Origin of the sequence: Micromonospora deserti (genome assembly GCF_003236335.1) — a bacterium.
Lineage (GTDB): Bacteria > Actinomycetota > Actinomycetes > Mycobacteriales > Micromonosporaceae > Micromonospora > Micromonospora deserti.
Genome location: NZ_POUB01000028.1, coordinates 17,391 through 40,926 on the forward strand (window position 1 = coordinate 17,391; position 23,536 = coordinate 40,926).

At 67.1% G+C, this 23,536-nt stretch carries 24 protein-coding genes and 3 pseudogenes; 6 read left to right on the forward strand and 21 right to left on the reverse strand.

Features of this window, described 5'->3' with window-relative positions; genetic code table 11:
- Positions 1-42 precede the first annotated feature (42 nt).
- The 4 genes from C1I99_RS06995 to C1I99_RS07010 all read right to left on the reverse strand — a co-directional run bounded on the left by C1I99_RS06995 (position 43) and on the right by C1I99_RS07010 (position 5,448).
- Positions 43-1,035 (reverse strand): LacI family DNA-binding transcriptional regulator, encoded by a 993-nt coding sequence (locus C1I99_RS06995; protein WP_158554025.1) that lies wholly within the window; start codon positions 1,033-1,035, stop codon positions 43-45.
- Between the two features lie 82 nt (positions 1,036-1,117).
- Positions 1,118-3,802, reverse strand: coding sequence for an endo-beta-N-acetylglucosaminidase (locus C1I99_RS07000; RefSeq protein ID WP_199562027.1), 2,685 nt, complete (start codon positions 3,800-3,802; stop codon positions 1,118-1,120).
- 144 nt (positions 3,803-3,946) lie between these two features.
- Positions 3,947-4,276, reverse strand: a complete 330-nt coding sequence (locus tag C1I99_RS07005) for an integrase core domain-containing protein (RefSeq protein WP_233512378.1) — start codon at positions 4,274-4,276, stop codon at positions 3,947-3,949.
- A gap of 257 nt (positions 4,277-4,533) precedes the next feature.
- On the reverse strand, positions 4,534-5,448 hold the full coding sequence (locus C1I99_RS07010; RefSeq protein ID WP_111133380.1) for an aminoglycoside phosphotransferase family protein: 915 nt from the start codon (positions 5,446-5,448) through the stop codon (positions 4,534-4,536).
- Positions 5,449-5,775: 327 nt separating this feature from the next.
- On the opposite strand from C1I99_RS07010, the gene C1I99_RS07015 reads away from it, so the two are divergent.
- Positions 5,776-7,020, forward strand: coding sequence for an IS256 family transposase (locus tag C1I99_RS07015; protein WP_111133381.1), 1,245 nt, complete (start codon positions 5,776-5,778; stop codon positions 7,018-7,020).
- Positions 7,021-7,207: 187 nt separating this feature from the next.
- Here the strand turns inward: C1I99_RS07015 and C1I99_RS07020 are convergent, their stop codons facing one another.
- The 3 genes from C1I99_RS07020 to C1I99_RS07030 all read right to left on the reverse strand — a co-directional run bounded on the left by C1I99_RS07020 (position 7,208) and on the right by C1I99_RS07030 (position 10,052).
- Positions 7,208-7,399: a hypothetical protein gene (locus C1I99_RS07020; RefSeq protein ID WP_111133382.1), complete on the reverse strand. Its 192-nt coding sequence runs from the start codon at positions 7,397-7,399 to the stop codon at positions 7,208-7,210.
- Positions 7,400-7,533: 134 nt separating this feature from the next.
- On the reverse strand, positions 7,534-7,860 hold the full coding sequence (locus tag C1I99_RS07025) for a hypothetical protein (RefSeq protein ID WP_111133383.1): 327 nt from the start codon (positions 7,858-7,860) through the stop codon (positions 7,534-7,536).
- Positions 7,857-10,052, reverse strand: a complete 2,196-nt coding sequence (locus C1I99_RS07030; protein ID WP_111133384.1) for an EAL domain-containing protein — start codon at positions 10,050-10,052, stop codon at positions 7,857-7,859. The genes C1I99_RS07025 and C1I99_RS07030 overlap by 4 nt, the downstream gene beginning before the upstream one ends.
- A 426-nt stretch (positions 10,053-10,478) precedes the next feature.
- Between C1I99_RS07030 and C1I99_RS33835 the strand changes: the two genes are divergently transcribed.
- The 3 genes and pseudogenes from C1I99_RS33835 to C1I99_RS33840 all read left to right on the forward strand — a co-directional run bounded on the left by C1I99_RS33835 (position 10,479) and on the right by C1I99_RS33840 (position 11,793).
- Positions 10,479-10,865, forward strand: a complete 387-nt coding sequence (locus C1I99_RS33835; RefSeq protein ID WP_233512379.1) for a hypothetical protein — start codon at positions 10,479-10,481, stop codon at positions 10,863-10,865.
- Positions 10,866-10,881: 16 nt separating this feature from the next.
- Positions 10,882-11,196 (forward strand): annotated as a pseudogene (locus C1I99_RS34990) (helix-turn-helix domain-containing protein); the annotation flags it as partial.
- Positions 11,197-11,247: 51 nt separating this feature from the next.
- Positions 11,248-11,793, forward strand: coding sequence for a transposase family protein (locus C1I99_RS33840; protein WP_233512380.1), 546 nt, complete (start codon positions 11,248-11,250; stop codon positions 11,791-11,793).
- Between the two features lie 53 nt (positions 11,794-11,846).
- Here the strand turns inward: C1I99_RS33840 and C1I99_RS07045 are convergent, their stop codons facing one another.
- From C1I99_RS07045 to C1I99_RS07085, 8 genes are all read right to left on the reverse strand, one after another.
- Positions 11,847-12,806 (reverse strand): sulfatase-like hydrolase/transferase, encoded by a 960-nt coding sequence (locus C1I99_RS07045; RefSeq protein WP_325049195.1) that lies wholly within the window; start codon positions 12,804-12,806, stop codon positions 11,847-11,849.
- A gap of 11 nt (positions 12,807-12,817) precedes the next feature.
- The gene (locus tag C1I99_RS07055) at positions 12,818-13,135 is read right to left on the reverse strand and encodes a DUF202 domain-containing protein (RefSeq protein ID WP_111133387.1); all 318 of its coding nucleotides are present in this window, start codon (positions 13,133-13,135) and stop codon (positions 12,818-12,820) included.
- Positions 13,132-13,491 (reverse strand): YidH family protein, encoded by a 360-nt coding sequence (locus C1I99_RS07060; protein ID WP_233512381.1) that lies wholly within the window; start codon positions 13,489-13,491, stop codon positions 13,132-13,134. The genes C1I99_RS07055 and C1I99_RS07060 overlap by 4 nt, the downstream gene beginning before the upstream one ends.
- A 63-nt stretch (positions 13,492-13,554) precedes the next feature.
- Complete coding sequence (locus C1I99_RS07065; protein ID WP_111133389.1) at positions 13,555-14,559, reverse strand: aliphatic sulfonate ABC transporter substrate-binding protein; 1,005 nt, start codon at positions 14,557-14,559, stop codon at positions 13,555-13,557.
- On the reverse strand, positions 14,556-15,341 hold the full coding sequence (locus C1I99_RS07070) for an ABC transporter ATP-binding protein (RefSeq protein WP_111133390.1): 786 nt from the start codon (positions 15,339-15,341) through the stop codon (positions 14,556-14,558). Before C1I99_RS07070 ends, C1I99_RS07065 begins: the two co-directional genes overlap by 4 nt.
- Positions 15,338-16,072 carry an ABC transporter permease gene (locus tag C1I99_RS07075; RefSeq protein WP_111133391.1) on the reverse strand — a complete coding sequence of 245 codons (735 nt, stop codon included), beginning with the start codon at positions 16,070-16,072 and terminating at the stop codon, positions 15,338-15,340. The genes C1I99_RS07070 and C1I99_RS07075 overlap by 4 nt, the downstream gene beginning before the upstream one ends.
- Positions 16,073-16,184: 112 nt before the next feature.
- Positions 16,185-17,141, reverse strand: coding sequence for a glycoside hydrolase family protein (locus C1I99_RS07080; RefSeq protein WP_111133392.1), 957 nt, complete (start codon positions 17,139-17,141; stop codon positions 16,185-16,187).
- 9 nt (positions 17,142-17,150) lie between these two features.
- On the reverse strand, positions 17,151-18,326 hold the full coding sequence (locus tag C1I99_RS07085) for an ROK family transcriptional regulator (RefSeq protein ID WP_111133393.1): 1,176 nt from the start codon (positions 18,324-18,326) through the stop codon (positions 17,151-17,153).
- A 366-nt stretch (positions 18,327-18,692) separates the two neighbouring features.
- On the opposite strand from C1I99_RS07085, the gene C1I99_RS07090 reads away from it, so the two are divergent.
- A complete protein-coding gene (locus tag C1I99_RS07090) occupies positions 18,693-19,757 on the forward strand; it encodes an integrase core domain-containing protein (protein ID WP_111133403.1) in 1,065 nt (354 codons plus the stop codon).
- A 293-nt stretch (positions 19,758-20,050) separates the two neighbouring features.
- Here the strand turns inward: C1I99_RS07090 and C1I99_RS07095 are convergent, their stop codons facing one another.
- The 3 genes and pseudogenes from C1I99_RS07095 to C1I99_RS35175 form a co-directional block, all read right to left on the reverse strand.
- Complete coding sequence (locus C1I99_RS07095; RefSeq protein ID WP_111133394.1) at positions 20,051-20,533, reverse strand: hypothetical protein; 483 nt, start codon at positions 20,531-20,533, stop codon at positions 20,051-20,053.
- Entirely contained in the window at positions 20,530-20,748 is a 219-nt protein-coding gene (locus tag C1I99_RS07100; protein WP_146603912.1) for a hypothetical protein, read from the reverse strand. The genes C1I99_RS07095 and C1I99_RS07100 overlap by 4 nt, the downstream gene beginning before the upstream one ends.
- Before the next feature lie 162 nt (positions 20,749-20,910).
- A pseudogene (locus C1I99_RS35175) lies at positions 20,911-20,967 on the reverse strand (hypothetical protein); the annotation flags it as partial.
- A 126-nt stretch (positions 20,968-21,093) separates the two neighbouring features.
- Between C1I99_RS35175 and C1I99_RS07110 the strand changes: the two are divergent.
- Entirely contained in the window at positions 21,094-22,338 is a 1,245-nt protein-coding gene (locus C1I99_RS07110) for an IS256 family transposase (protein WP_111133381.1), read from the forward strand.
- Between the two features lie 2 nt (positions 22,339-22,340).
- Here C1I99_RS07110 and C1I99_RS07115 read toward each other — a convergent pair whose 3' ends face one another.
- The 3 genes and pseudogenes from C1I99_RS07115 to C1I99_RS07125 all read right to left on the reverse strand — a co-directional run.
- Positions 22,341-22,751, reverse strand: coding sequence for an AbiV family abortive infection protein (locus C1I99_RS07115; protein ID WP_199562030.1), 411 nt, complete (start codon positions 22,749-22,751; stop codon positions 22,341-22,343).
- Positions 22,752-22,798: 47 nt separating this feature from the next.
- Positions 22,799-23,257: a hypothetical protein gene (locus C1I99_RS07120; protein WP_146603913.1), complete on the reverse strand. Its 459-nt coding sequence runs from the start codon at positions 23,255-23,257 to the stop codon at positions 22,799-22,801.
- A gap of 169 nt (positions 23,258-23,426) precedes the next feature.
- Positions 23,427-23,536: pseudogene (locus C1I99_RS07125) on the reverse strand (IS5/IS1182 family transposase); the annotation flags it as partial.

Genomic DNA, 23,536 nt, shown 5'->3' on the forward strand with positions numbered 1-23,536 from the left:
TCACGGCGAAGCACAGGGAACGGCCCGGTCCGTCGACTGGCGTCAACGCTGCCGCGTGCTCTCCCTGATCGCTATCGTGGGCTGCTGCGCCTCGACGACCGGCTCCGGCTCGTTGTGCACCAGCCGGAGCAGCTTCTGCGCCACCGTCTCGCCGAAGACCGTCGGATCGCGCTGCACGGCGGTCAGCGCCGGCTGCAAGGCCATGCAGATCGCGGAGTCCTCACAGCTGACCACGGAGATGTCGGCTGGCACGGACAGGCCGGCGCCGTTCAATGTCCGGACGCCGGCCACCGCCAGCACCTCGTTGTCGAAGACCACTGCGTCCGGGGGATCAGCGGCGCGCACCAACCGCTGGGCGGCAGCCCGCCCCTGCTCGTCGCTGTAGTCCGTGCCGATAACCCCCGGCTCGGCCATGATCCCATCCGCTGCACGCCGGAACGCGATGATCCGGCGATGCACGTGGAGCAGGTCAGCCGGCCCGCTGACGTAGGCTAGGCGCCGGTGTCCGGTGTCCCGCAGGTGCTCGACGAGCAGCCGGATCGCCGCACCGTCATCGACCGTGACGCCCGGTATCAGCTTCCTTGGGTCGGGCCCGCCGACCAGTACGGCCGGCAGGCCCAGATCCCGCAGGTACGCAGGGCGCGGATCACCGCGGCGCAGGTCGCTGATGATTACACCCTCAACCCGGCGCTCCTCGCTCCAGCGACGCAGCACGGCAAGCTCCTCGTCCACCGAGTGCGTCATCTGGAACAGCAGGCCGTATCCACGATCGCTGAGCACGGACTGCGCACCGGTCAGCAACCGCAGATAGAACGTCTCCATCCCGAATTCCTGCACGTCGCGGGTGAGCACGAAGCCCACGGTCATCGACGTGATGCCGGACAGGGTCCGCGCTGCGTGATGCGGTGACCACTGCAACTCCTCCGCCAAGGCGAGGACCCGCTTGCGGGTCTGCTCCGAGACCCCGGGACGCCCGTTCAAGGCGAACGATGCGGCCGACTCGGAGATCCCCAGACGCTTGGCGAGATCCTTCAACGTCGGTCGGGTGCGGCGCGGCGGCATAGATCCTCATCGGTACGGGCGCGGATCCGACGACTCGGGCGATCGCGGCGTGCCCCTACGGTACACGGAGCCCACCCTCGCTCAGCCGCTCGGCCAAGGCCGCGCGCACAACCGTGGTGGTGGTGTTGCCGGCGTAATCCTCGATCGTGACGGTGACCTCTGAGTCCAGGCGGTCCATCATGACCGTGAGCGCCGCAAGGGTGGTACGCCCCCGGATGATGTACGGCTTCGCGCCGGACGAATAGGTGGTGGCGAACGTCTTCGCCACGCCGTCCTCCTTGACGTGCAACTTGTACCAGTCCGCCGTCGACGGGGTCCGGAACCGAAACAAGTTTCCGGTGACGGTCACCAGCGCGGCGGGGTACGCCTCGACGTGCGTGTCAGCGAACTCACCCCGGTAGGAGACCGGTGTCGCACTGCTGTGGCTGACCGTCACCAGGTAGTGCCCACCGGTTGTCGGCAGCCGGGTCAGGGTCGCTGAGGTGGCATCCGTCGACGTCACCTCTCGGACGATGCGGGTGCCGGAGTACGCCGATTCCAGCCGTACCCGGGCGCCGGGAGCAGCCTTCGGCCAGGTCACTGTCACGCTGCCGTCAGCCGCCGTGGTGGCCTTGACGTCGCCCGGCGCTCTCCGGAAGTCGTACCGGATGATCGCAGGCTCGCTGACGCTGCCGTCGTGACCGACGGCCCGCAGCTCCAGCGTGCCCTTCTGCCCGGTGAACCGCTTGACGTAAAGGACGTCGTCGTAGGTTCCGCCGAGATACACGCCATTGTCGTAGACGGCGTACTCGGCCACCCTGTCGTAGTCGTCCAGGTTCCAGCCGAGTTCGAGCTCGTCGGTGCCGGTGAGCGCCGCGCGGATGTGGAAACCGGTCGGCGTGGGAGGCACATGCGACTCGCCGTCGGTGAGCGTCATCCGGCCCACGTTCAGCTGGTAGTTCTCGATGGTGGCCGGCCCGGCGGCGACGAACAGGCCGAGCGTGACGATGGTGCGCCCCGCGTACGGCGACAGGTCGAGCGACGCCTTGGTCCAGCCGGTCCGCGCGCCCGAGGCCTCGATCGGCAGGTGCACCACGGTGTCCGGATCGTCGGCAAAGGTGACGGCGGCGCGCAACTGCGATGCGTCGTCGGCCGAGACCTTCCGGTAGGTGATCCCGAGCTTCGACTTGTCGGTCACCGACAGATTCGTGCGGTAGAGCTTCAGGTAGTTGTCCGCGGCCAGGTCACCGGTCAGCACCAGGGAGCTGCCGCCCTGATAGGCGCCCACCTGCTGGTAGGAGAACCGGTCGGCCTTCGTGTACCGGGGACCGTAGTCGTAGTCGACGCCCAGCACCGGCGTGCCGTCCCCAGACGCGGAGATGTTCCACTGCCAGGTAACCGGATGATCCTGAATGTTGATGTTCGACCACTCGGCTGGGTTCGACACCGCACCCTTCTCGACGTACTCGAGGCCGTGACCGGTGTTGAAGGTGGTGTCGAAGGTAGTGCCGCTGATCGTGGACCGCTCGGTGATGTAGGACGAAATGCCCTTCCAGTTCGCGGCGTCGTCGGCCCCGCCGGTGGAGCTACCGGTCCACCAGCGCCGTTCCCGGTCGTACGCCTGCCACTGCTTGGCGTCGTTCTCCTTGTCGGCCATGTCCGAGTGCACGAAGTCCGCACCCAGCGTCGCGATGCCGTTCATCGGCACACCATCGGCGTCGAGGTTGTCGTCCAGGTTGAACCGCTGTTTGAACTGGTCCTTGCCTGCCTCCAGGCCGGCGAACACCGCCCTGCGCGGGTCGAGCCCGAGGGACCGCGCGTGGTTTCGGGACGAGGTGAGCTTGCTCTTGTTCCACCAGTAGTTCAGGAACATGGAGTCGCTGACGTCGCCCAGCTCCGGATCCCGCACGAACGGGCTGTTCTGGCTGTTGAACTCATTCTGGTACACCCGCAGGCCAGTGATCGTGTCGACCGAGTCGTAGAACTGCACGTAGAGCCCGGAGTCCCGGAGCACCTTGAGGAACGCCTTGTAGCGCGGGATGTCGGCAACCGCGACGGACGGCTCCTCCTGGTTGATGAAGTAGCCGTCGAAGCCGTACCAGCGGGCCAGTTCGACGAGCTTGCGGGCGACCGGGTAGTCGCCGTTCTCGTCCTGGACGAGCATCTCCGTGTACGTCTGCGTGCCGCGGTCGTTCTCCGAGAAGAAGATGCAGCCGAGCGACTTCACGCCGTTCTTGTGCGCCGCGTTGGTGTACCCGGAGTTGGGCAGGTTGAGCATCCCGAACTCGAACCACTTCTCGCGCCAGTCCAGCTTTGGATCGTACAGTTTCTCCGGCACGCCCTCTGTGGGCATACCGTGCCACGCGGCGTAGTAGTCGGTATACTGCCAGTAGTTGAACAGATAGGCGCTGAACTCGTTGTTGTACGGGTAGCTCTCGAAGAATGCGTTGCCATAGTCCCCGGCCAGCGTGAGTTGTTGCACCGCCGGGTCGAGGTTCGGGTCAGCCTGGGTGGCTTTCAGCGGCGCGACGCGCGGCTGCAGCGGGACTCGGGCGCGGGTCATGTCGCCGAACAGGTCCGACTCCGGCGTCCAGCGCAGCAGATCGGCACTGGTGTAGCCGTGCTGGTAGGGCTGGTTGGCGCCCTTCGCCGCGACGCCCTCCCACGGCAGGGTGTCACTTGCGGTCGCCGACGATGGCAACAGTGTGACGACGAGGGCGACCGCGACTGCGACCGCCGTGAACGACCGACCATGAAGCACGCGTACCTCCGACAAGATTCGGCAAGGGTTCCCCCCTCCACAACAACTAAGGCGCTTTAGCTTAGGCATCGGAGTACCTGACCACAAGGTTTCTTTCGATACGCGGCCCGTGACGACCTGTCCCGTGCGAGAACTCGGTTTCGGCTACGCGGCCTGCTCATACTCGTTGATCAACCCCTGGACCAACTTCCTGCGCCGTACCCGGACGGCACCCAGGTCGGTCACCGGCGCTGGGACCGCGCCTCGGTCAGGTGGGCGTTGCCCGCGGCCCTGATGCGGACGATGTTGGTTGTAGTGCGTTAGGTATTCGCGCAGCACGGCGAGCAGATGTCGCGTGTTGTAGATCAGGATCCGGTCCAGACATTCCCGCCGCACCGTGCGTACCCAGCGCTCCGCGAACGCGTTCGCCCGGGGTGCCTGGGGTGGTGTCCGGAGCACCTCGACACCCTCCGCGTGGAACACGGTGTCGAACATGGCGGTGTACTTGGCGTCCCGGTCGCGGATTAGGAACCGAAACCCGGTTGGCCCGCTCCCCCAGGTCCAGCATCAGGTTGCGGGCTTGCTGCGCCACCCACTCACCGGTCGGGTTCGTGCTGGCGCCCAGTAGGTGGAGTCGCCGGGTCGCGATCTCCATCAGGAACAGCACGTAGATGCGGGTCAGTCCGATGGTGTCCACCCGCTGTGCGGATGGTTGATCGCGCCGTTTGTCGGACGCATTGGCGATCGCCGGGTCAGCGGATTGTGGCGATGAGGCGTTGCAGGGCGGCGTGGGCGGGTGGGCCCCAGGTGGGCTTGCCGCCGGGGCGGCCGTGGATGCCGGCGTCGCCGATGAGGATGCCGCCGAGGGCGCGTGCCATCGCCCAGCCGCGGGCGCGGCGCATGGTGGCGGTGTCCGGGGTCGGCTGGTAGGCCGCGTAGAAGTGGTCGGTGGTGTCGGCCGGTAGCAGGAGCCACGCGGCGGCGAGGTCATATGCTGGGTCGCCCGCGCAGAGGTCGCCGAAATCGATCACGCCGCAGAAGGTGCCGTCGGCGGTGAGGACGTTGGCCGGGTGCAGGTCGGCGTGAAGCCATAGTGCCGGGCCCATCCATTGAGGCGCGGCGACCGCGTCGTGCCAGACGGCGCGAACGGCGTCCGGGTCGTGGATCAGCCCTCGCTCGGTGGCGGAGGTGACCGCCTTGGCGAATCCCTCGGCGTGGCCGGCCAGTGGCCCGCCGCGGTCCCGGCCTGCGGGCGCGACGCTGGGGGCGGGTTGGTGAAGAGCGGTCAGGAAAGTGGCCAAGGTTTTGGCCGCGTCTGCTGCACGCGTGACGGGGATCTGGTCGGCGGGTGTGCCCGGAACCCAGGTGGTGATGAGCCAGGGCCGAGGGAACCGTTCGGAGGGCTCGCCGAATCGTTGCGGGACGGGGATCGGCAGCGGAAGGCGCGGGGCAAGCGTGGGCAGCCAGGAGTACTCCTTGCGCAGCAGCACGTCCGCGGACCCGGTCGCCCACGGAAGCCGGACGGCCAGGTCGTCACCGAGCCGCCAAAGTTGGTTGTCCCATCCACGCGCGCCCAGCCGAACCGGGCGATCGGCGAGGTCGGGGTGCTGGTCGCGTACCAGATCCCGGACCAGCTCCGCGGTGATCTCGATCTCGACGTGGGTCATGCGGAGCAACAGTAGTCCCGCAGCGCCGCCCGTTCACCCGGCAGCGAATCGCCGACTACTACTGCTCACTGGTTCGTATCGTGCTTCGTCTGGTCCGCCGCCCGCTCATGCTTCAGACAGGGCGCGGACCACCCGCGCATGCCGGACCCGCATCCGCACGTGCCGCGATCCGCGCGGTTGCAGTTGAACGCTGGGTGGCCGGCTGGGGCGTTGGTTGCGTCCACTGGAGTGGTGTACGACTTGCCCGTGATGGGCGTGTTGCGTAGATAGGAGACGGCCACCGCGTGATCCTTCGAGACGGCTAAGTCATTGAAGGAGAGGAACGCGATGGCCGCATCTGAGAGTGTGAACCCTGTTGACCTGCTGCGCGAGCAGATCGAGGGTGCGTCGCCGGACGTGTTGCAGGCGATGGTCAAGACGTTCGCGCAGGCGTTGATGTCCGCCGAGGCGGATGCGATCTGCGGCGCGGCGTATGGGCAGCGCAGCGACGAGCGGGTGAACTCCCGTAACGGCTACCGGCATCGGGAATGGGACACCCGTACCGGCACGATCGACCTGGCCATCCCCAAGCTGCGTCAGGGCTCGTACTTCCCCGACTGGCTGCTGACGCACCGCCGGCGGGCCGAGCAGGCCCTCGTGTCGGTCGTGGCCACCACTTACCTGCTAGGAGTGTCCACGCGGCGGGTGGAGAAGCTGGTCGAGCAACTCGGGATCCGGCAGCTGTCGAAGTCGCAGGTCTCGGAGATGGCCGCGCACCTGGACGCGCAGGTCGAGGCGTTCCGCAACCGGCCCCTCGACAGCGGGCACTACACGTTCGTGTGGATGGACGCCTTGACGATGAAGGTTCGCGAAGCCGGCCGGACCGTCAATGTTCACGCGCTGATCGCCGTCGGTATCAACGCCGACGGTCAACGCGAGGTCCTCGGCCTCGATGTCTCCTCCGACGAAGACGGCGCCGGCTGGTTGGCGTTCCTGCGGTCGTTGACCGCCCGCGGCCTGGCCGGTGTCCGTCTGGTGATATCCGACGCCCACGCTGGTCTCGTGGCCGCGATCGGCGCCGCCCTGCCCGGAGCGTCCTGGCAGAGATGCCGCACCCACTACCTGCGGAATCTGCTGACGAAGGTGCCGAAGTCCGCGCAGCCGTGGATCGCCACTCTGGTGCGCACGATCTTCGACCAGCCCGATGCCGACGCCGTCCGCGCCCAGTTCGCCCGGGTCGTGGCGACCATCGAAGCCAAGTTCCCGGCTGCGGCCGAGCATCTCGATGTCGCCCGCGACGACCTCCTCGCGTTCACCGGCTTCCCCCGCGAGATCTGGCGGCAGATCTGGTCGAATAACCCGCAGGAACGGTTGAACAAGGAGATCCGCCGCCGCACCGACGTCGTCGGGATCTTCCCAAACCGGCCGTCGATCATCCGGCTCGTCGGCGCCGTCTTGGCCGAGCAGACCGACGAATGGACCGAAGGCCGCCGCTACATGGGCCTGGAACTACTGGCCAAAGCCCGCCCGATCACTGTCGACACCGACCAACACGACACCGACAACACCGAGCCGACCCCGATCGCCGCCTAACATCAAACCGGATCCCGCGATGGCCGTCTCCTACACCATCCGCGCGGACGTGACCCAGCCACAAGCGTCCCCAAACCTGGTCCAGCATCCATCAGCAAGGGCGAACCTACCAATAGTGTCCGACAGTCGGTGGAAAGTCGATGTCCGCATCTGCCGCGAAGGACGCACCCATAGGCGCGCAGGGCCGTCAACTGAACAGCTGGAGTATCCTCTCCAGCCCGGCCCGCAGCTTACGCCGCGCCGCCGGCCTTACCGCAAGCCGGAACCGCAGCCAACCATCGACGTCGGGGATCTCCAACTCCCTGGCAGCATCCTCGGTGAACTGCAGGGCCAGCTCGTCGTCGGACAGCGCCCACCGGCGGAGGCCAGCCTCCACCACGCTGTGGGCGGGCTCGAAGTTCGAGTCAACGGCCTCCGCGGGTGAGGTCAGGTTAATAAAATGGTCAAAGCCCTGACCAGCATCTCGCCGGTCAGGGCTTTGCTCTGTCGCACTGGCTCTGGGAGGTGGTGCGTCTACGGGCTGTCTTCGTCGAGCAGTGGTTCAAGTTGCCGAAGCAGGGTCGCTCGGTTGACGTTGGGCGGTAGCTCGATCCGCAGGCTGATGTTTGCCCCCTCGACCGTCAGCACCGCCGGCTTCTGATGATTGCGAAGACGCCAGTTGCGTATCGCGGTAACCAGCGCCTCCGCCTGTGGCTGCAGCGTGGCCAGGGTCGCGAGGCTTGCCAGCACGGCAATCCCCTCGATCGCCATGGTAATGGCACCGCCGTCACGAACCCCCTCATAGGGCAGATCGAGTTCCTCGATCACTTCCGGCGGGAGCAGTAGCTTGACGCTCGTCACTTTTCCCCTCTCACGAGTGATGCGATACGTTCCTGCACGGCTGGGTCCAGTTCGCGCAGCGTGGTCGAGGCGACCGCACCGCTGAAGTAACCCTGCACGTGATGGATGCCCAATCGGAAAATCTCGTACAGACTGACTGGCGCGTCATCGTCGAAGCCCTCGACGATGACCGTCCTTGGCTGCCCGGTCTGTCCCTGATCGCTGGCGTAGCGAGCGACTTGCGCCACGAGCGTGAGTTCCTCCAACGCCATGGGGTGGTGCAGAATCGCCCGGTCGACCTTTATCTGGGTGAGCGGCAGCTCAGCCATACGAGCCAGCGATGCGTAGCCAACTCCGAAGTCGTCGACCGCGAAGCTGATCCGCAGCTCCCTCGCGAGCGTGGTGAGCCGGTTGTGAAAGTAAACCAGGGGCTCCTGCGGCCATCGCTCGCCCGGCTCAGGTGTGATCGGGTCCTGCTCGGAGATCTCCAGTGTCAGGGTTCGGGGATGCAGCCCTGCCTCGGCGAGCGCCTTGCTCACCTGGTTGATGTACGCGTCGCTGAGCAGCGAGCGAACCGCCACGTTGACCGACAACGGCTTGGTTCCCTGCCATCCGGAGGCAGCGTCGGCCTCGGCGTAGGAGTGGATTGCCTTGGTTACGAGGATGGCATCGCGTTCGACGATGAAACGGTCGCCCCAGTCGTGAGCCATCCGTAGCGCGGACCAGGGAGCGCGCAGCTCACCGTCGCTGCGGCGGGCCAACGCCTCGAAGCTCTGGACGCTGACACCGGTCGCACGTTGGTCCAGCTCGACGACCGGTTGAAACACCATGATCATCGACCCGATCAGCTGTTGGTAGAGGCTGAAGGCATCGTCGTACAGCTTGAGTGGCAGTCGGCCGAAAGAGGTGCGCAGGGCGGTCAGGACGGTCATCTCCGACTGCAGAGGATCGGCCACCGGATCGGAATCCCAGACCGCGCGAAGCATGACGGCCAGCGGTTCACCCATATCTAGCTGGGCAAGTGCCGGGTCGACCACGGCAAGAGTGAGGGTACGGTCGCCGGCAAATGACAGAGGCACGCAGAGCATCTGGCGGCCGACGCCGTGCGAGACAACGTATCCGGGTGTCGCCCTCGGATGCTTTACCGCGTCGACGGCCGCGAGCTCAAGCATTGGCGACAGCGTGTCCTTGTCGAATCGTGCCGTTCGGTTCACCACGCCGAAGTTGCTGCCGACGAACTCCACGACCGCGGCCGATCCCGCGTCGAGCGCGTGCCGGATGAGTTCTACGCGTCCGTCGCGTTCGCCCTGCTGAGACTGGTGCGCTGAGCGCATGTCCGCGCGGAACATCCGGCCCAGTAGCTGCCGGATCGAGCTTGTCTGGTCCTCGAGTGGGTTGAGGCAAGGGCGCGTGATGCCGGGGTTTGCCGGGCTACTGAGTGCTTGGCGGTCGTGCCGGGACATGGGCGGCTGGGTCAGCACCGTGGTGGCCCCGTAGACGTGCGCCGTATGCACCGGTGGCGGGTCCATACCCTGCTCGGCCACAAACGTCGCCATCTGCGCGAACGACACCCGTCCCGCCTCGTCGCCTGCCCTGCCCCGCAACGCCCGCAACACGTGGTGGGTCAACGTCCCGTGCCCATAATCGGTGCTCTCCCGGGCCACCGATCCACTGGGGCAGGCGAGCAGAGCATTGTGCCGGGGCCGGTCCACCGCCTCGGCGTAAGTCTGCAGAACTTTGATGTTGCGCCGGTCCGCATCGGCGTAGAGGCCTGCATGGCAACAGTCGAGCACCAGGAATGAGGCGCCTGCGAAGGCGTCAAAGATATCCCGCTTGAGGAAGGACATCCGCAACCCGTTGTCGGGTTCGCGGGGAAGCGTGCCGGGATTGAGGTCAGCTGTGACCAGGTAGGCGTCGAGTTGATCGCTCCATTGCGGAACCAACGCATGTCCGGCGAAATAGACAAACAGGACGTCCGACGGCGCGGACTCTAGTGCCAGATCACGGAGAAACACCTTGATCTCGCGCCAGGTGGCCTCGGGACCGACGAACATCTTCACCGCATCGTCGTCGAAGGTGCCGATTTCCTGGTCCAGCAACACGTCCCGCAGCGCGAGCGCATCACTCTCGGCATAATGGAGCGGAGGCAACTGGACGTCACAGCCACACTGGTCGACTCCGATCAGGACTGCCCAACGTCTGCTCGGTGCCATCAAACCCCCAAGGCGATCCGCTGCGGTTACCAAACGACATCAGCTAAATGCCGCGAGTGACACTATCGGCAACTCGGCTTACGCGCCGCCCTGAGCGGTAAGTCAGATTTCCGTCACTCGTGCCGTAGCACGGCACAGCACACGAGGGCCTTCGAACATGATCATCGGACGCTTACGGCGTTGACGGACGCAACTCGAGAGGTGACCGGTTCACGGGCAGTAAAGCCAAGATCCAGAGCGCCTGGTGTGCGCAGCGTGGGCACGGGGCTGCTGTCCCCAGCAGGCCACAGCAGCAGTGGTGGTCCAGTCGCTCCTTACCTCTGCCGGATCGGCATGACCACATCTTGCCGGCCCGGTACGACAGAATGGGCCGACCCAGGCGAAATTGCGAGGTCGGAGCATGGTGGAGCTGCCATGCTCTCGACTGTGACACCCATCGTGCTGGTGATCGCCCGAATGGTCCTTCGTGGTGTATTGCCGTATCCCGACTTGCTGCGCCGCGCCCGCGTCCGGAGCCGTGCCCGCGAACTGGCTACCCGCATCCCCTGGCCGCAGGACGAGACGACCGCGACTGGTTTGGATTTCGCGCAGTTGGCGCTGCTGCGGTTGCTGTGGCTGCAGCGCGAAACGCGACGTGCAGTACGGACCCGCCAGCGGGAGGCTGCAGCGCTGTTGGCGCGCACCTCGATGGAGACGTGCATCCTCGGTCTTTGGTGTCTGCACAACCCCACCGCCGCCAGCAAGCTACGTACCTCGGAGTTTAACGACCTCGTGCGCAATAGGACGGTTGGTGCACCGGTCCGGCATGGGTGATGATCTTCGGGTGTCGATGCGGTGGGCTCGTCGTGTGTTCAGCCATCCCGCGTTCATTGGGATCTCTCGCCGGCATCTGCATCTCCTACGAACCGAGTTGTATCCGGTGTGGCTGGCAGGACAGGAAGGCCGGTTGTACGCCCGTCGGGGTGGGGACCGCCAGCGGGCAGCCGGTGCCGGGCGGAGGCTGGTCCTGGAGTTCAACGACCGACTGGTGCTCACCCTTGCTCATCTGCGGTTGGGTGTGCCGCATGAGGCCTTGGCGGCGGCGTTCGGGGTGGACCGCTCCACGGTGACTCGGGCGATCGGGCAGGTCCGGCCGTTGCTGGCCGGTCGAGGGTGCGCCCGCCCGAGTGGGATACGGCTACACACCTTGGCGGACGTGTTCGCCTACGCCGCCGCGGAGGGCGTGACGCTGCGGCTGGATGCCACCGAGATCCGGGTCCGTCGCCCGCGCGTTGGGCGGCCCGGGGGGAAGGCGTTCGTGTCGGGCAAGGTGAAGCAGAACACGATCAAGACCACCGTCGTGGCCGATGAGTACGGGTCGACGCTGTGGTGCGGCAGACACCGGCCAGGCCGGATGCACGACACCACCGCCGCCCGGGTCGAGGGCATTGATGCCTTGCTGGACGCCTATCCGCAGGTGAAGGTGTTGGTCGACGCCGGCTACCAAGGGCTGGCAAAAGACCATCCGGGCCAGGTAACCGCGCCGCCGTTGAAGCTACGTCCCGGCGCACCACCGGCCCGGCAGGTTCAATGGGAGGCCGACCGTAAACGGCAGTCGTCACTACGGATTCCGGTCGAGCACGCCATCGCCGAACTGAAATGGTGGCGGCAACTCCAGCGCTTCACCGGGCGGCGTGAACTGTTGCCCGAGACCATCGACGCCGTCGCAGGGCTGGTGTCCGACCGCATGATCACCTGGTAACCGAACGCAGATTACCGCAGCTCACACACCCCACGTAATTGCGCACGAGATCGTTAGGAGTTCTTACGGGGAAATCGGACGATCAGCGGGACCCGCAGGCCGTTGTCCTTGGCGTGCCGCTTGCTCCACGGCATCACGCCGCCGTTGTCGCCGTGGTAGAACACGATGGTGTCCTCGGCGAGCCCGTCGGCGTCGAGCTCGGCCAGCCGGGCGGCCAGCTGCGCGTCCATCTGGGCCATGCGGTCGTACTGGTGGGCGCGGTCGTTGCGGACATTCGGGGTGTCCGGCAGGAACGCCGGCACCCGCACCGACGCCGGGTCTGTGGGACCGGCGGGGGCGGTGAACATCGATGACTCGTGCGTGGTCAGGTAATTGAAGACGGCGAAGAACGGGGCGCCTTCGGGGCGGTTTCGCCAGTGCGCGGAGCCGCTGCTGGCGTCCCAGGTGGCGGCCATGTCGATGGTCGTGTTGTAGTCGGTCTTGCTGTTGTTGGTGCAGTAGTAGCCGGCCTGGCGCAGGTACTCCGGGAAGCCCTTCATGAACTGCGGCAGGGTGCTGCTGGCCCGCATGTTCTCGGCCGGGCCGACGCGCTCGGGGCAGACGCCGGTGATGAGGGCGAACCGGGACGGGGCGCAGACCGGGGCGACGCTGAACGCGTTGCGGTAGCGCACCCCGTCCCGGGCCAGGGTGTCGATGGTGGGCGTCTGGGTCAGCCGGTCGCCGTGCGCGCCGACGTACGGGTTGTTGTCCTCGCTAACCAGCCAGAGGATGTTCGGCCGTCCTTGCGGCCCGGGCCCGCCGGGTTGCGGCCACCGGCCCAGGCGGTGCTCGGGATCGCGGCCGCGGTGGCCGCCGCCCCGGTAGTGGCCAGGAGTCCTCGTCGGGAAATCCGCGGTCGATCCATTCGGTGCCTCCGAACGTGGGGTACGGTCCGCCGGGCACGCGGCACCCAGAGGTGCCCGGCCAGGCGGCGAGTGGGGGAACGCTGCTCGCCCGCGGGGCCCTGCGCGGATTCGCTGTGTGGCTAGGCCAGCAGGGCGAGCGTCAGGGCCGCGGCGCCGGCGAGGATGGTGGCGGCGACGAGGCCGAGGACGAGTTCTGGGGCTGGCGCGCCCAGCTGGCCCGCACGGTGCGCCTGGGCGCGCGAACGCCCGCAGAGCACCGTGGCCAGCGCCGCGGCGGCCAGTGCGCCGGCCGCCGCGACGGTTGGTGCGGTTTGGGGGGTGGCGTAGCGCAGCAGGATCGCGCCGCCCGCGGCGACCGTGAGGGCGGTGCGCCGCCAGGACAGCAGGGTCCGCTCCGGTTGCAGGCCGGGGTCACGGTGCGGCTGCCCGGAGTTCATGGCTGCCACACCCGGCCGACGAGGACGATGGCGGCGACCGCTACCAGGACCGCCGCCGCCCCCGCTGGCACCCGGCTGAACGGCAGCGGTTCGTCCCGGCGCAGGGCTTCCTCCACGCGCCGCCACCGACGGTAGCTGTTGCCGGCCACGGCGATACCGGCGCCCATGAGAACGGCACCGGCCGCGGTGTCCAATGGGTGCTCGAACACCTGCAGCAGGGCGACACCGGCCGCCATGAGTGCCAGGGCGGTGCGTAGGTAGGCCAGCATGGTGCGCTCGTTGGCCAGGGAGAACCGGTAGTCCGGGTCGGTGCCGACCTCGCGCAGCTCGTCGCTGGCGGTCCGGAATCGGCGCACCATGGTCCTCCCTCCGATCATCGGTGGGCCGCCGTGCCAGAACGTACCGGCGGCCCGCTGGGCCTACTTTGCGGACGTGTAGACGTCGCCGAGGTAGTAGGTGGCAGGGTCGGTCGCGGTCTGCAGCTTGCCGAAGGAGACGAACAGCTCGTTGAGGCTCTTGAACCAGTTGTTGACCGAGCCGTCGGCGGTGGCCGCGTCGATCTCCGTGCTGGTCAAGAACCGGACGTTCTCCGCCTCGGCCTTGAAGTTCGCTTCCGGCCCCTGGGTCAGCTTCACCGTCGCCGCGATGGTCTGCTCGAGGTTGGCGGCCCGGAAGTCGTTGGCCTCCCGGATCAGGCCGGCCACCTTGCTGGTCAGGTCCTTCTTGCCCTCGGCCACCTCGTTGCGGGCAACGAAGACGGTCGGGAAGTTGGTCTGCGGGAAGTCCTCGTTCTTGGCCAGCTCCACCAGATCCGGGACCTGCTTCTTGATGGTGCCGACCAGCGGATACCAGATGCCGGCGGCGTCGATCTGCCCGGACCCGAACGCGGTGACGACCGTGCTGGCGTCCATCGCGACCTTCTTCACATCGTCTATGCTCAGACCGCCCTGGGCGAGCGCGAGCCGCAGGATCATGTCACCCGACGTCCCCTCCGGCACGCCGACGGTCTTGCCCTTGAGGGCGGCGATCGAGGTGATGCCCGGCTTGGCGATGACCCGGTCGGCCAGGCCGAGCGAGTTGACCGCGATGACCTTCGCCTGGCCGGACGCCGGCAGCCAGAGCGCGCCCGGTCCGAGGTAGCCGAAGTCGAGGTCGCCGGCGTTGAGCGCCTGCACCTGCAAGGGGCCGTTGGTGAAGACCTTGAGGTTGGGTTTGAGCCCGTGCTTGGCCCACAGGCCCTGCTCCTGGGCGACGGCGACCAAGCTGGCGCCGTTGAAGTCGGCGATGTAGCCGACGTTGACCTCCTGCAGCTCGCCGCTGCCGGTGTTGCCGTCGCCGCTGTCGTCGCCGCAGGCGGCGGTGCCGACCACGACGCCGGCGGCGACCAAACTGGCCAGGAACGCTCGTCTATTGATGTTTCTCATGTCGCTGGTTCCTCCTCCGGCGTCTGGTGATATACGGCGTGCCAGACGCGATTACGGATCTTGGCGAACTCCGGCGAGAGGCGGTGCGCCTCAGAGCGGGGGTACGGGAGCTCGACCGGGATGATTTCCTTGATACGGCCGGGGCGGGCGGCCATGACGACGACCCGGTTGGCCAGGTAGACGGCCTCGTCCACGTCGTGGGTGATGAACATGATGGTGCGTTGCTCGGCGCTCCAGGCCCGCAACAGTTGGTCCTGCATCTGAACGCGAGTGAGCGCGTCCAGCGCGCCGAACGGCTCGTCCATGAGCAGGATGCTCGGGTTCACGGCGTAGGCGCGCGCGATCGCGCACCGCTGCCGCATGCCGCCGGACAGCGTCTTGGGTAACGCGTCGGCGAAGTCGGTCAACCCGACCAGGTCGATGAAGTGCTGCGCGCGGCGGCGCCGCTCGGCCCGGCCGACACCCCGCTGGAGGGTGAGGCCGAACTCGACGTTGGCCCGCACCGTCAGCCAGGGGAACAGGGCGTACTGCTGGAAGATCACACCGCGTTCCGGGCCGGGCTCGCGCACCGGCGTCCCGTCGACGTAGACGTCTCCGCCGGTTGGGTTGACCAGGCCGGCGGCCATGTTGAGCAGGGTGGACTTGCCGCATCCGGACGGGCCGACGACGGTGACCACCTCGCGGTCAGCGATGTCGAGGCTGACCCTGTCTACGGCCACGAACGTGGCGCCGTTGACCGGGAATGCGCAGCTGGTCTGCTGAAAGGAGATCTTGGTGTTCATCGGCGCTCCTGCCAACGGGTCAGCCGTCGCTCGATGAGCAGCAGGATCCGGTCCATGATCAGCCCGAGGACGCCGATGGTGATCAGTCCGACGAAGATGGTGGGCAGGTCGTAGTAAAGCTGCGCCTGCTGCATCCGGTAGCCGACGCCCTGCTGCGCGGCGATCAGCTCGGCGGCCACCAGCGTGGCCCACGCCGAGCCGAGGCCGATCCGCATCCCGACGAGGATGAACGGTGAGGAGGCCGGCACGACCACCCGCCGGAACGTCACCCCGTCGCGCGCGCCGAGGACCCGGGCCGCGTTGATCAGTGTCTTGTCGACGCTGACCACGCCTTGAAAGGTGCTGATGACGCTGGACAGGAACGCGGCCAGGGTGATGACGAAGATTTTCGGCGTCTCGCCGATGCCCAGCAGCACGATCGCGAGCGGGATGATGGCCAGCGGGGGGATGGTGCGGAAGAACTGCACGTACGGCTCGATCAGGCCGCGCGCGGTCACGTACCAGCCCATCAGGAAACCGACCGGGATCGCGAGAAGGCTGCCGAGCAGGAAGCCGATGAGCACCCGCCTGAGGCTCGCGGCGGTGTCCTTCAACAGGGTGCCGCTCTCGATCAGCTCCCAGCCTCGGCGCGCAACCGCCACCGGGCCTGGCAGCCCTTCGACACCGGCACGAGCCAGTCCGGCCCACACGCCAAGGCCGACGGCGACCGCGACCACGTTGAGCGCGAGCATGCGCAGCGAGGTCCGGTCGCCGCGCCGTCGCCCGGTCCTGGGCCGGCCCGGTGGCGCAACTGCGCCGGGCGGGGCGCCGCGCACAGGGATCGTGGATGTCATAGCCTGCCCCCTAGGCCGCCGGGACACGGATGAGCCGAAGCTCGTGGGCCAGGTCGACGCGGGTCATCTCGTAGTAGATCCACCACTGGCCGTCGATGATGTGCGCATCGACGTAACGCACCGACCCGGTGGCCTGCCCGGAGGTGACCCACGGCCCCTCGTCGGAGAGCCGGTGCCAGGTGAACAGGTCCGCGGATACCGCGATCCCGCACCGCTCCTCGTAGTTCTCATCGTGCGAGGCCGACCCGTCGTAGAAGCCGACGTAGCCGCCGGCCGACATCGGCACCACGCTGTTGAGCCGGGCCTGGTAACGGTTCCAGCCCTGGCCTACCCCGAGCACCTGGCCGTGCCAGTCGAAGCGCTCGCCATCTGTGCTGGTGGCCAGGCCGGTCGGGTGGGTGGTCGCGCCCACGTTGTAGATATCCCCGGTGGAGTGGGCGGCGGCGCCGATGCCGTCCAGCGCGGCGGCGTAGCTGACGAACATGTAAGTAACCGGCCCGACCTGGACGACGTACGGGTCCTTGACGCCTTCGGTGCCGGTCAAGGCGGCGGTGAGCACCGGACGGACAGCAGCGATGTCGAACTTGGACGGTTCGCTGGCGCTCAGCGCGTCGATCCGCCACCGGTTGTCAATCGGGTCCACATAGGACAGATACAGCCGGTACCCATCGCCCTCGGGCAGCAGGCAGAACCGCTCCATCGACGACGAGCGCAGCTCATCCTTGTGGACCGACCACACGTCACTGAAGTCGACGCCATCGTCGCTGACCGCCACCGCGCACCGCCAGCCGCGCTCGGCCTCGGCGCCGCGCGGCCGGCGTTGGCGGTACGTCAGCCAGAACCGGCCCTGGTCGTAAAGGACGCCGGCGCATCCGACCCAGTAGCCGGCCTCGGCCTTCTCCGGACTCAAGATGACGTCGCCGGCCAGCGGGTCGAACGTCGGCAGCGGGGCGTACACACGATTCATCGATCATTCCTAGGGGTTGTAGAAGAAGCGATCGAGTGCGACGGCGGCGCTGCCGACCACACCGGCGTTGATCCCGAACGTCGAGCGATCCACCCGGACCACGTCCCGTAGGATCGGGAAAGCTTTGTCGTGCAGGACCGAGCGAACCTTGTCGAACACGGTGTCCGGCGCGGCGTCGAAGATCCCGCCGAGGACGATCAGCTCGGGGTTGAGCAGGTTGACCGCGCTGGCCAGGCCCGTCGTGAGGTAGTCGACCAGATCATCCAAAATGGACACCGCGCGCTCGTCGCCGCCGTCGGCGAGCCGAGCCAGGTCCCGCATCGGGCGGGTCGACTCCTGGCCCAGGACCGTGGCGAGCTGCTCGACCAGGTACGGCTCGGACACCACGGTCTCCAGGCAGCCAACCGCACCGCACGCACACCGGCGGCCCTTTTCGACCACCCGCAGGTGGCCCAGCTCCGTGACGCCGTACGGGCCGGAACGGAACGGCTGACCGCCGATCACCACGCCCGCACCGAGACCGAACCGCACGTGGACGTACAACAACGGGTCCACGCCGGCGGCTTTGCCGTACCGCGCCTCGGCCAACGCCATGGAACGCACGTTGTGGTCGACGACTGTGGCGGCGCCCAGCTCCCGCTCGAGGATGTCGCTGAACGGCACGTCCCGCCAGCCGAGGTTTACCGACAGTACGTTGACCCGGTGGGCAGGGTCGACCGGGCCCGGCGCAGCCACGCCGACACCGAGGAGCTGGCCGCGCGGCAGGCCGGCACGGGCCAGCAGGTCGATCGCCGCGTCCACGACCCGGGCCGCCACCCGCTCCGGCCGCTCGGCCAGGTCGTATGTGAATGCGCTGGTGTGCCCCGCGCGCGCGGTAAGATCGCAGAGCCCGAGCTGGACGGCACCGGCCCCGACATGGATGCCGATCACCTGGCGGGCGTCCGCCTTCAGCCGGACGTCCACCGATGGCCGCCCCACCCGGGCGGCGACCCCTTCGGACTCCGCCTCGATGACGACACCCTCGTCGAGCAACTGCCCGACGACCTTGGTCATCGTGGTGGCGGACAGGCCAAGCCGGCGGGCGAGCTCGGCACGGGGCTGGGGGCCCCCGTCTCGCAGGCTCCGCAGGACCATGCCGCGGTGCAGCCGCCGAACGTCCTGAACCGGTGTGCGTCGCTCGTTCATCCCCACCCTCGTGACCAGGCCAAGTAGTTGCTAACTGGTAGTGAGAAAGTAGACGCGCGGCGGCCTGGTCGGTCAATCCCCCGAAACATAATCGTTATATGATCTTGACGCTGCCAGCGTCGCGCACTGTCGAGCGATCCGAATTCCCTGCTCAACGCCTAGGCGTCAGCGAAGATAACCGTTTGATCACGGTCATTGACCTTACTCTTGAGTGGGCCTAAATTTTTCACCTCTAGTTAGCAACGCATCGACGCTTCGCATGTCGAGCGTCCGGCTCCTGATCGGCCCGGTCCGCCTGTACGATGCCAATACGTGTCGCACGCGCTGTGAGCTGGTCCCCAGCCTGGCTGGCGCACCTTGATGGTCATGGTGTTCCAACTGATCTATCTGGTCGCGATCCGCGTGTTTGACGCCCTGTTCGTCGTGGCCCGCAGTGACAGCGCGGTGCTCGCTGAGCTACTGGCGCCGCGTCACGAGGTCGCGGTGCTACGCCGTCAGGTCCACGGCCGACCACGACTGTCCTGGCCAGACCGGGCGATCCTGTCCGCGCTGGCCCGGCGGCTGCCCCGCGCGGTTCGCGCCCATCGGATCGTGACCCCGGCGACGCTGCTAGCGTGGCACCGCCGGCTGGTCCGACGCCGCTGGACTTACCCCCACCGCGGCGGCCGACCACCCGTCAGCGACGAGATCCGCAAACTCATCCGCCGGATGGCCCGGGACAACCCCCGCTGGGGCCACAAGAGAATCCAAGGCGAACTGCTCGGACTAGGCCACCGCGTCGGCCTCGGCACCATCCGCCGAATCCTGGCCCGTGGCCACCTCGGCCCCGCACCCCGCGACACCGACACCTCCTGGCGCACATTCCTGCGCACCCAGGCCACCGGCCTGCTGGCCGCCGACTTCTTCCACGTCGATACCGTGTGGCTGCGCCGGCTGTACGTACTGGTCGTCATGGAAATCGCCACCCGCCGGATACACCTGCTCGGCGTGACCGAACACCCGACCCAGGCCTGGGTGACCCAACAGGCCCGCAACCTGGTCATGGACCTCAGAAAAGGAGCCGGGGCGTTCCGGTTCCTGATCCGCGACCGAGACACCAAGTACGGCACATCGTTCGACACCGTGCTCGCTGATGAGGGCGTGCAGGTGGTCAAGACGCCACCTCGCACACCCCAGGCCAACTGCTTCGTGGAGCGCTGGGGCCGCAGCATGCGCGAGGAATGTACCGACCACCTCCTCATCTACGGCCAGCGGCACGCCAGGACGGTCCTCACCGAATACGTCCGACACTTCAATGATCATCGGCCGCACCAAGGACGCGGGCAGCTGCCACCCAACCACGACCCGGAGGTCGTTGTGCCGATCCACGGCGTCGTCCAACGCCAACGACGGCTGGGAGGAGCCATCAACGAGTACCACCGGGCCGCCTGAACGAATCCTTGAACCGCAGGTCAGCAGCCGGAATCTAGTTTTGGCACCCTACACCCAGAGCAGCGATCGCTACATCGCACTCATCGGTTCTCGCGCCGGCCCGATGCCGGCACCCGGAGGTCCCCCGCACACCCCCTAGACCGTCCTAGGAGGCCGGCGACCCGACGCTGGCACGAGAGCGGGCGGCGAGCCACCCCCACTGGCTCGCCGCCCGCTCTGCGTTCTCTTAGCTGTGCGCCACACATCGGCCACTGAGCGACGAGTCAATCGCATGATGCCCTTCCCCCCCTGAACTACCTCAGCGGGACCGCCTTCTTGGAGTAGACCCGGCGGCCGTCACCCAGGTCGACCCACGGGCGCATCTTGCGGAACGGTATGCCGTGCTCCTCGTGAACCCTCATCAGGTCCGCGACCGGGGCCAGAAGCTGGGCTGGCTCCCCGCCGGGCGCAACAGCTGCGGGCAGGCTGGTGGCCCAGGCGGGTGGGTTCGTGACGAAGAGGTTCTTCTTGGAGCCCTTACCGCCCATGGCCACCCCGTAGTTGGTCACCGTGACCGGTGCTCCTCCGCGATTGCTGACGATGATCGCCACTTGGTCGTCGTCGTACTCGGGGGCGTGAGGTGGCCCATAGAGCCGCATGATGTAGGCCGACGTGACGGAGACGAGGCGGCCTGAGCGGCGGTGGACGAGGATCTGCCAGGCCAGTGAGACGACACCGGTCAGAGCGCCGACCACGCCGGTCAGGGCCCCGATGATGGCGAGGATTTCCGTGCTCATTGGCCCTCCCGCCGGTCCGACTCCTCGGCCAGCCGCATCAGCTCCCGGGCTTCGGCTTCGTAGCCCCGCTTGCCCAGGTTCTGGAAAGGGTTGCTCCCGGGTTCTGGCAAGTGGAGTCGGTAGCCGTCGTTGTTCAACTTTCGGCCTTCTCGTCCCTGCCGCATGGAGTCGTAGAACTCCTCGTCCGAGGCCAAGCCCGGAATGCCTGAGAACATCTCACGCATCTCCTCGATCTCGGCCTCGGTCGTGGGCGGAGTGCCTCGCGCTTCTTCAGCCTGTTGTTTGGCCTCGATGTGCTCACCAAGCCGGAGTTGCCAGCCGATCTGGTGGACATGACCGATGACATCGACCAGCGATTCTCGATCGGAGACGCCCGTGGGTTTGAGTGCAGCCCCCGCACGGTCGATGTCTACGTAGAAGCCGCGCTGCTTCAGCTTGTCGTGCCGGTTGCGTCCACTGGAGTGGTGTACGACTTGCCCGTGATGGGCGTGTTGCGTAGATAGGAGACGGCCACCGCGTGATCCTTCGAGACGGCTAAGTCATTGAAGGAGAGGAACGCGATGGCCGCATCTGAGAGTGTGAACCCTGTTGACCTGCTGCGCGAGCAGATCGAGGGTGCGTCGCCGGACGTGTTGCAGGCGATGGTCAAGACGTTCGCGCAGGCGTTGATGTCCGCCGAGGCGGATGCGATCTGCGGCGCGGCGTATGGGCAGCGCAGCGACGAGCGGGTGAACTCCCGTAACGGCTACCGGCATCGGGAATGGGACACCCGTACCGGCACGATCGACCTGGCCATCCCCAAGCTGCGTCAGGGCTCGTACTTCCCCGACTGGCTGCTGACGCACCGCCGGCGGGCCGAGCAGGCCCTCGTGTCGGTCGTGGCCACCACTTACCTGCTAGGAGTGTCCACGCGGCGGGTGGAGAAGCTGGTCGAGCAACTCGGGATCCGGCAGCTGTCGAAGTCGCAGGTCTCGGAGATGGCCGCGCACCTGGACGCGCAGGTCGAGGCGTTCCGCAACCGGCCCCTCGACAGCGGGCACTACACGTTCGTGTGGATGGACGCCTTGACGATGAAGGTTCGCGAAGCCGGCCGGACCGTCAATGTTCACGCGCTGATCGCCGTCGGTATCAACGCCGACGGTCAACGCGAGGTCCTCGGCCTCGATGTCTCCTCCGACGAAGACGGCGCCGGCTGGTTGGCGTTCCTGCGGTCGTTGACCGCCCGCGGCCTGGCCGGTGTCCGTCTGGTGATATCCGACGCCCACGCTGGTCTCGTGGCCGCGATCGGCGCCGCCCTGCCCGGAGCGTCCTGGCAGAGATGCCGCACCCACTACCTGCGGAATCTGCTGACGAAGGTGCCGAAGTCCGCGCAGCCGTGGATCGCCACTCTGGTGCGCACGATCTTCGACCAGCCCGATGCCGACGCCGTCCGCGCCCAGTTCGCCCGGGTCGTGGCGACCATCGAAGCCAAGTTCCCGGCTGCGGCCGAGCATCTCGATGTCGCCCGCGACGACCTCCTCGCGTTCACCGGCTTCCCCCGCGAGATCTGGCGGCAGATCTGGTCGAATAACCCCCAGGAACGGTTGAACAAGGAGATCCGCCGCCGCACCGACGTCGTCGGGATCTTCCCAAACCGGCCGTCGATCATCCGGCTCGTCGGCGCCGTCTTGGCCGAGCAGACCGACGAATGGACCGAAGGCCGCCGCTACATGGGCCTGGAACTACTGGCCAAAGCCCGCCCGATCACTGTCGACACCGACCAACACGACACCGACAACACCGAGCCGACCCCGATCGCCGCCTAACATCAAACCGGATCCCGCGATGGCCGTCTCCTACACCATCCGCGCGGACGTGACCGTCGTGCCGCCGAGTCCATCGTTTGATGGTTCCCAGGTAGGCAAGGTTCCTCTCCGGGTCTGCGGGCTCGGTGCCGAACCAGTACCGCTCCTTCGGCCAGAAAGCGGTGGACCAGTTCCAGCTTCTCCTGGTGGCTTGCCCACAGGTTCTCCAGTCGGGCGTTCACGAACGGCTCACCCTCCGGTGCGTAGGCCATCTCCACCCGCCGTTCGTGGATGGCGATGGCCTTCCCCGATTCCTCCATGGCGAGGATGGCCAGCGACCGCGCGAGACCGACGTTGCCGAGGTCGAGTACGGCGAGTGCGGCGGTCAGGAGCCGGTCGGCGTTGGCCAGGAGGGCGTCCTGTAGTTCGACCACCCGGGTCGGTGACAGGTTCGGTAGCTTCCGTACAGGCATGACCCGGCCTAGTCGACCTTGCTCTCGGGGTCGGCAACGAACGCTAGAAACTCGATACCGAGCGGCGCGGTCGCCGGCACCCACAGTCCGCCAGCCGACATAATCCCGCTGATCGACTGGTTGATCAGGCCAGCGACGGTGAGCGCCCCGGCGTACCGGTCAATCAGATCGCGGCGGCCGGCAAGCTCAGGCATACCCGCCTCAATGATGGCGGTCTTCGGGCCCATTGAGATACCCGGCCGAGGCATTCCGTGGCGGTCGAACCAGCCAGGCGGATCGGAGAGCAGCGTCAGCATCCGTACGTGGGTCGGGGTGAACCGGTCGATCATCTCGAAGAAGAGCTGCTGCGTGTCGACGTCCGGCGCGTCGGGCATCACGGAGTTGACGACCGCGTTGCGTAACGCCTCGAGCTTCTCGGCACGTGAGGTGCGGTCGGCGATCTGCGCGGCGGTGGTCAGCGCGTCCATGAACGCGTCCTCGCTGGTGAGCTCAGCGAAGTCACCGATCTGCTCTTCGAGCGCGTGCACCTTGGCGGCGAGGTCGTTCAGCCACCGGCTGCGCCGGTCGGTAAGGCGCCGGGCGGCTAAAGGATGTCTCGTAACTCGGTGAACGCGTTGCCGTTCAACGGTGTCGGCGTCATCCGGCGAGGATGATGTTGTGGAGGTTGGCAACGCCGGAAGCGGTGTCGGCCAATGTTTTGGCGGCGCGGCGATAGTCCCGCAGGATCTTGAAGGTCTTCATGCGGG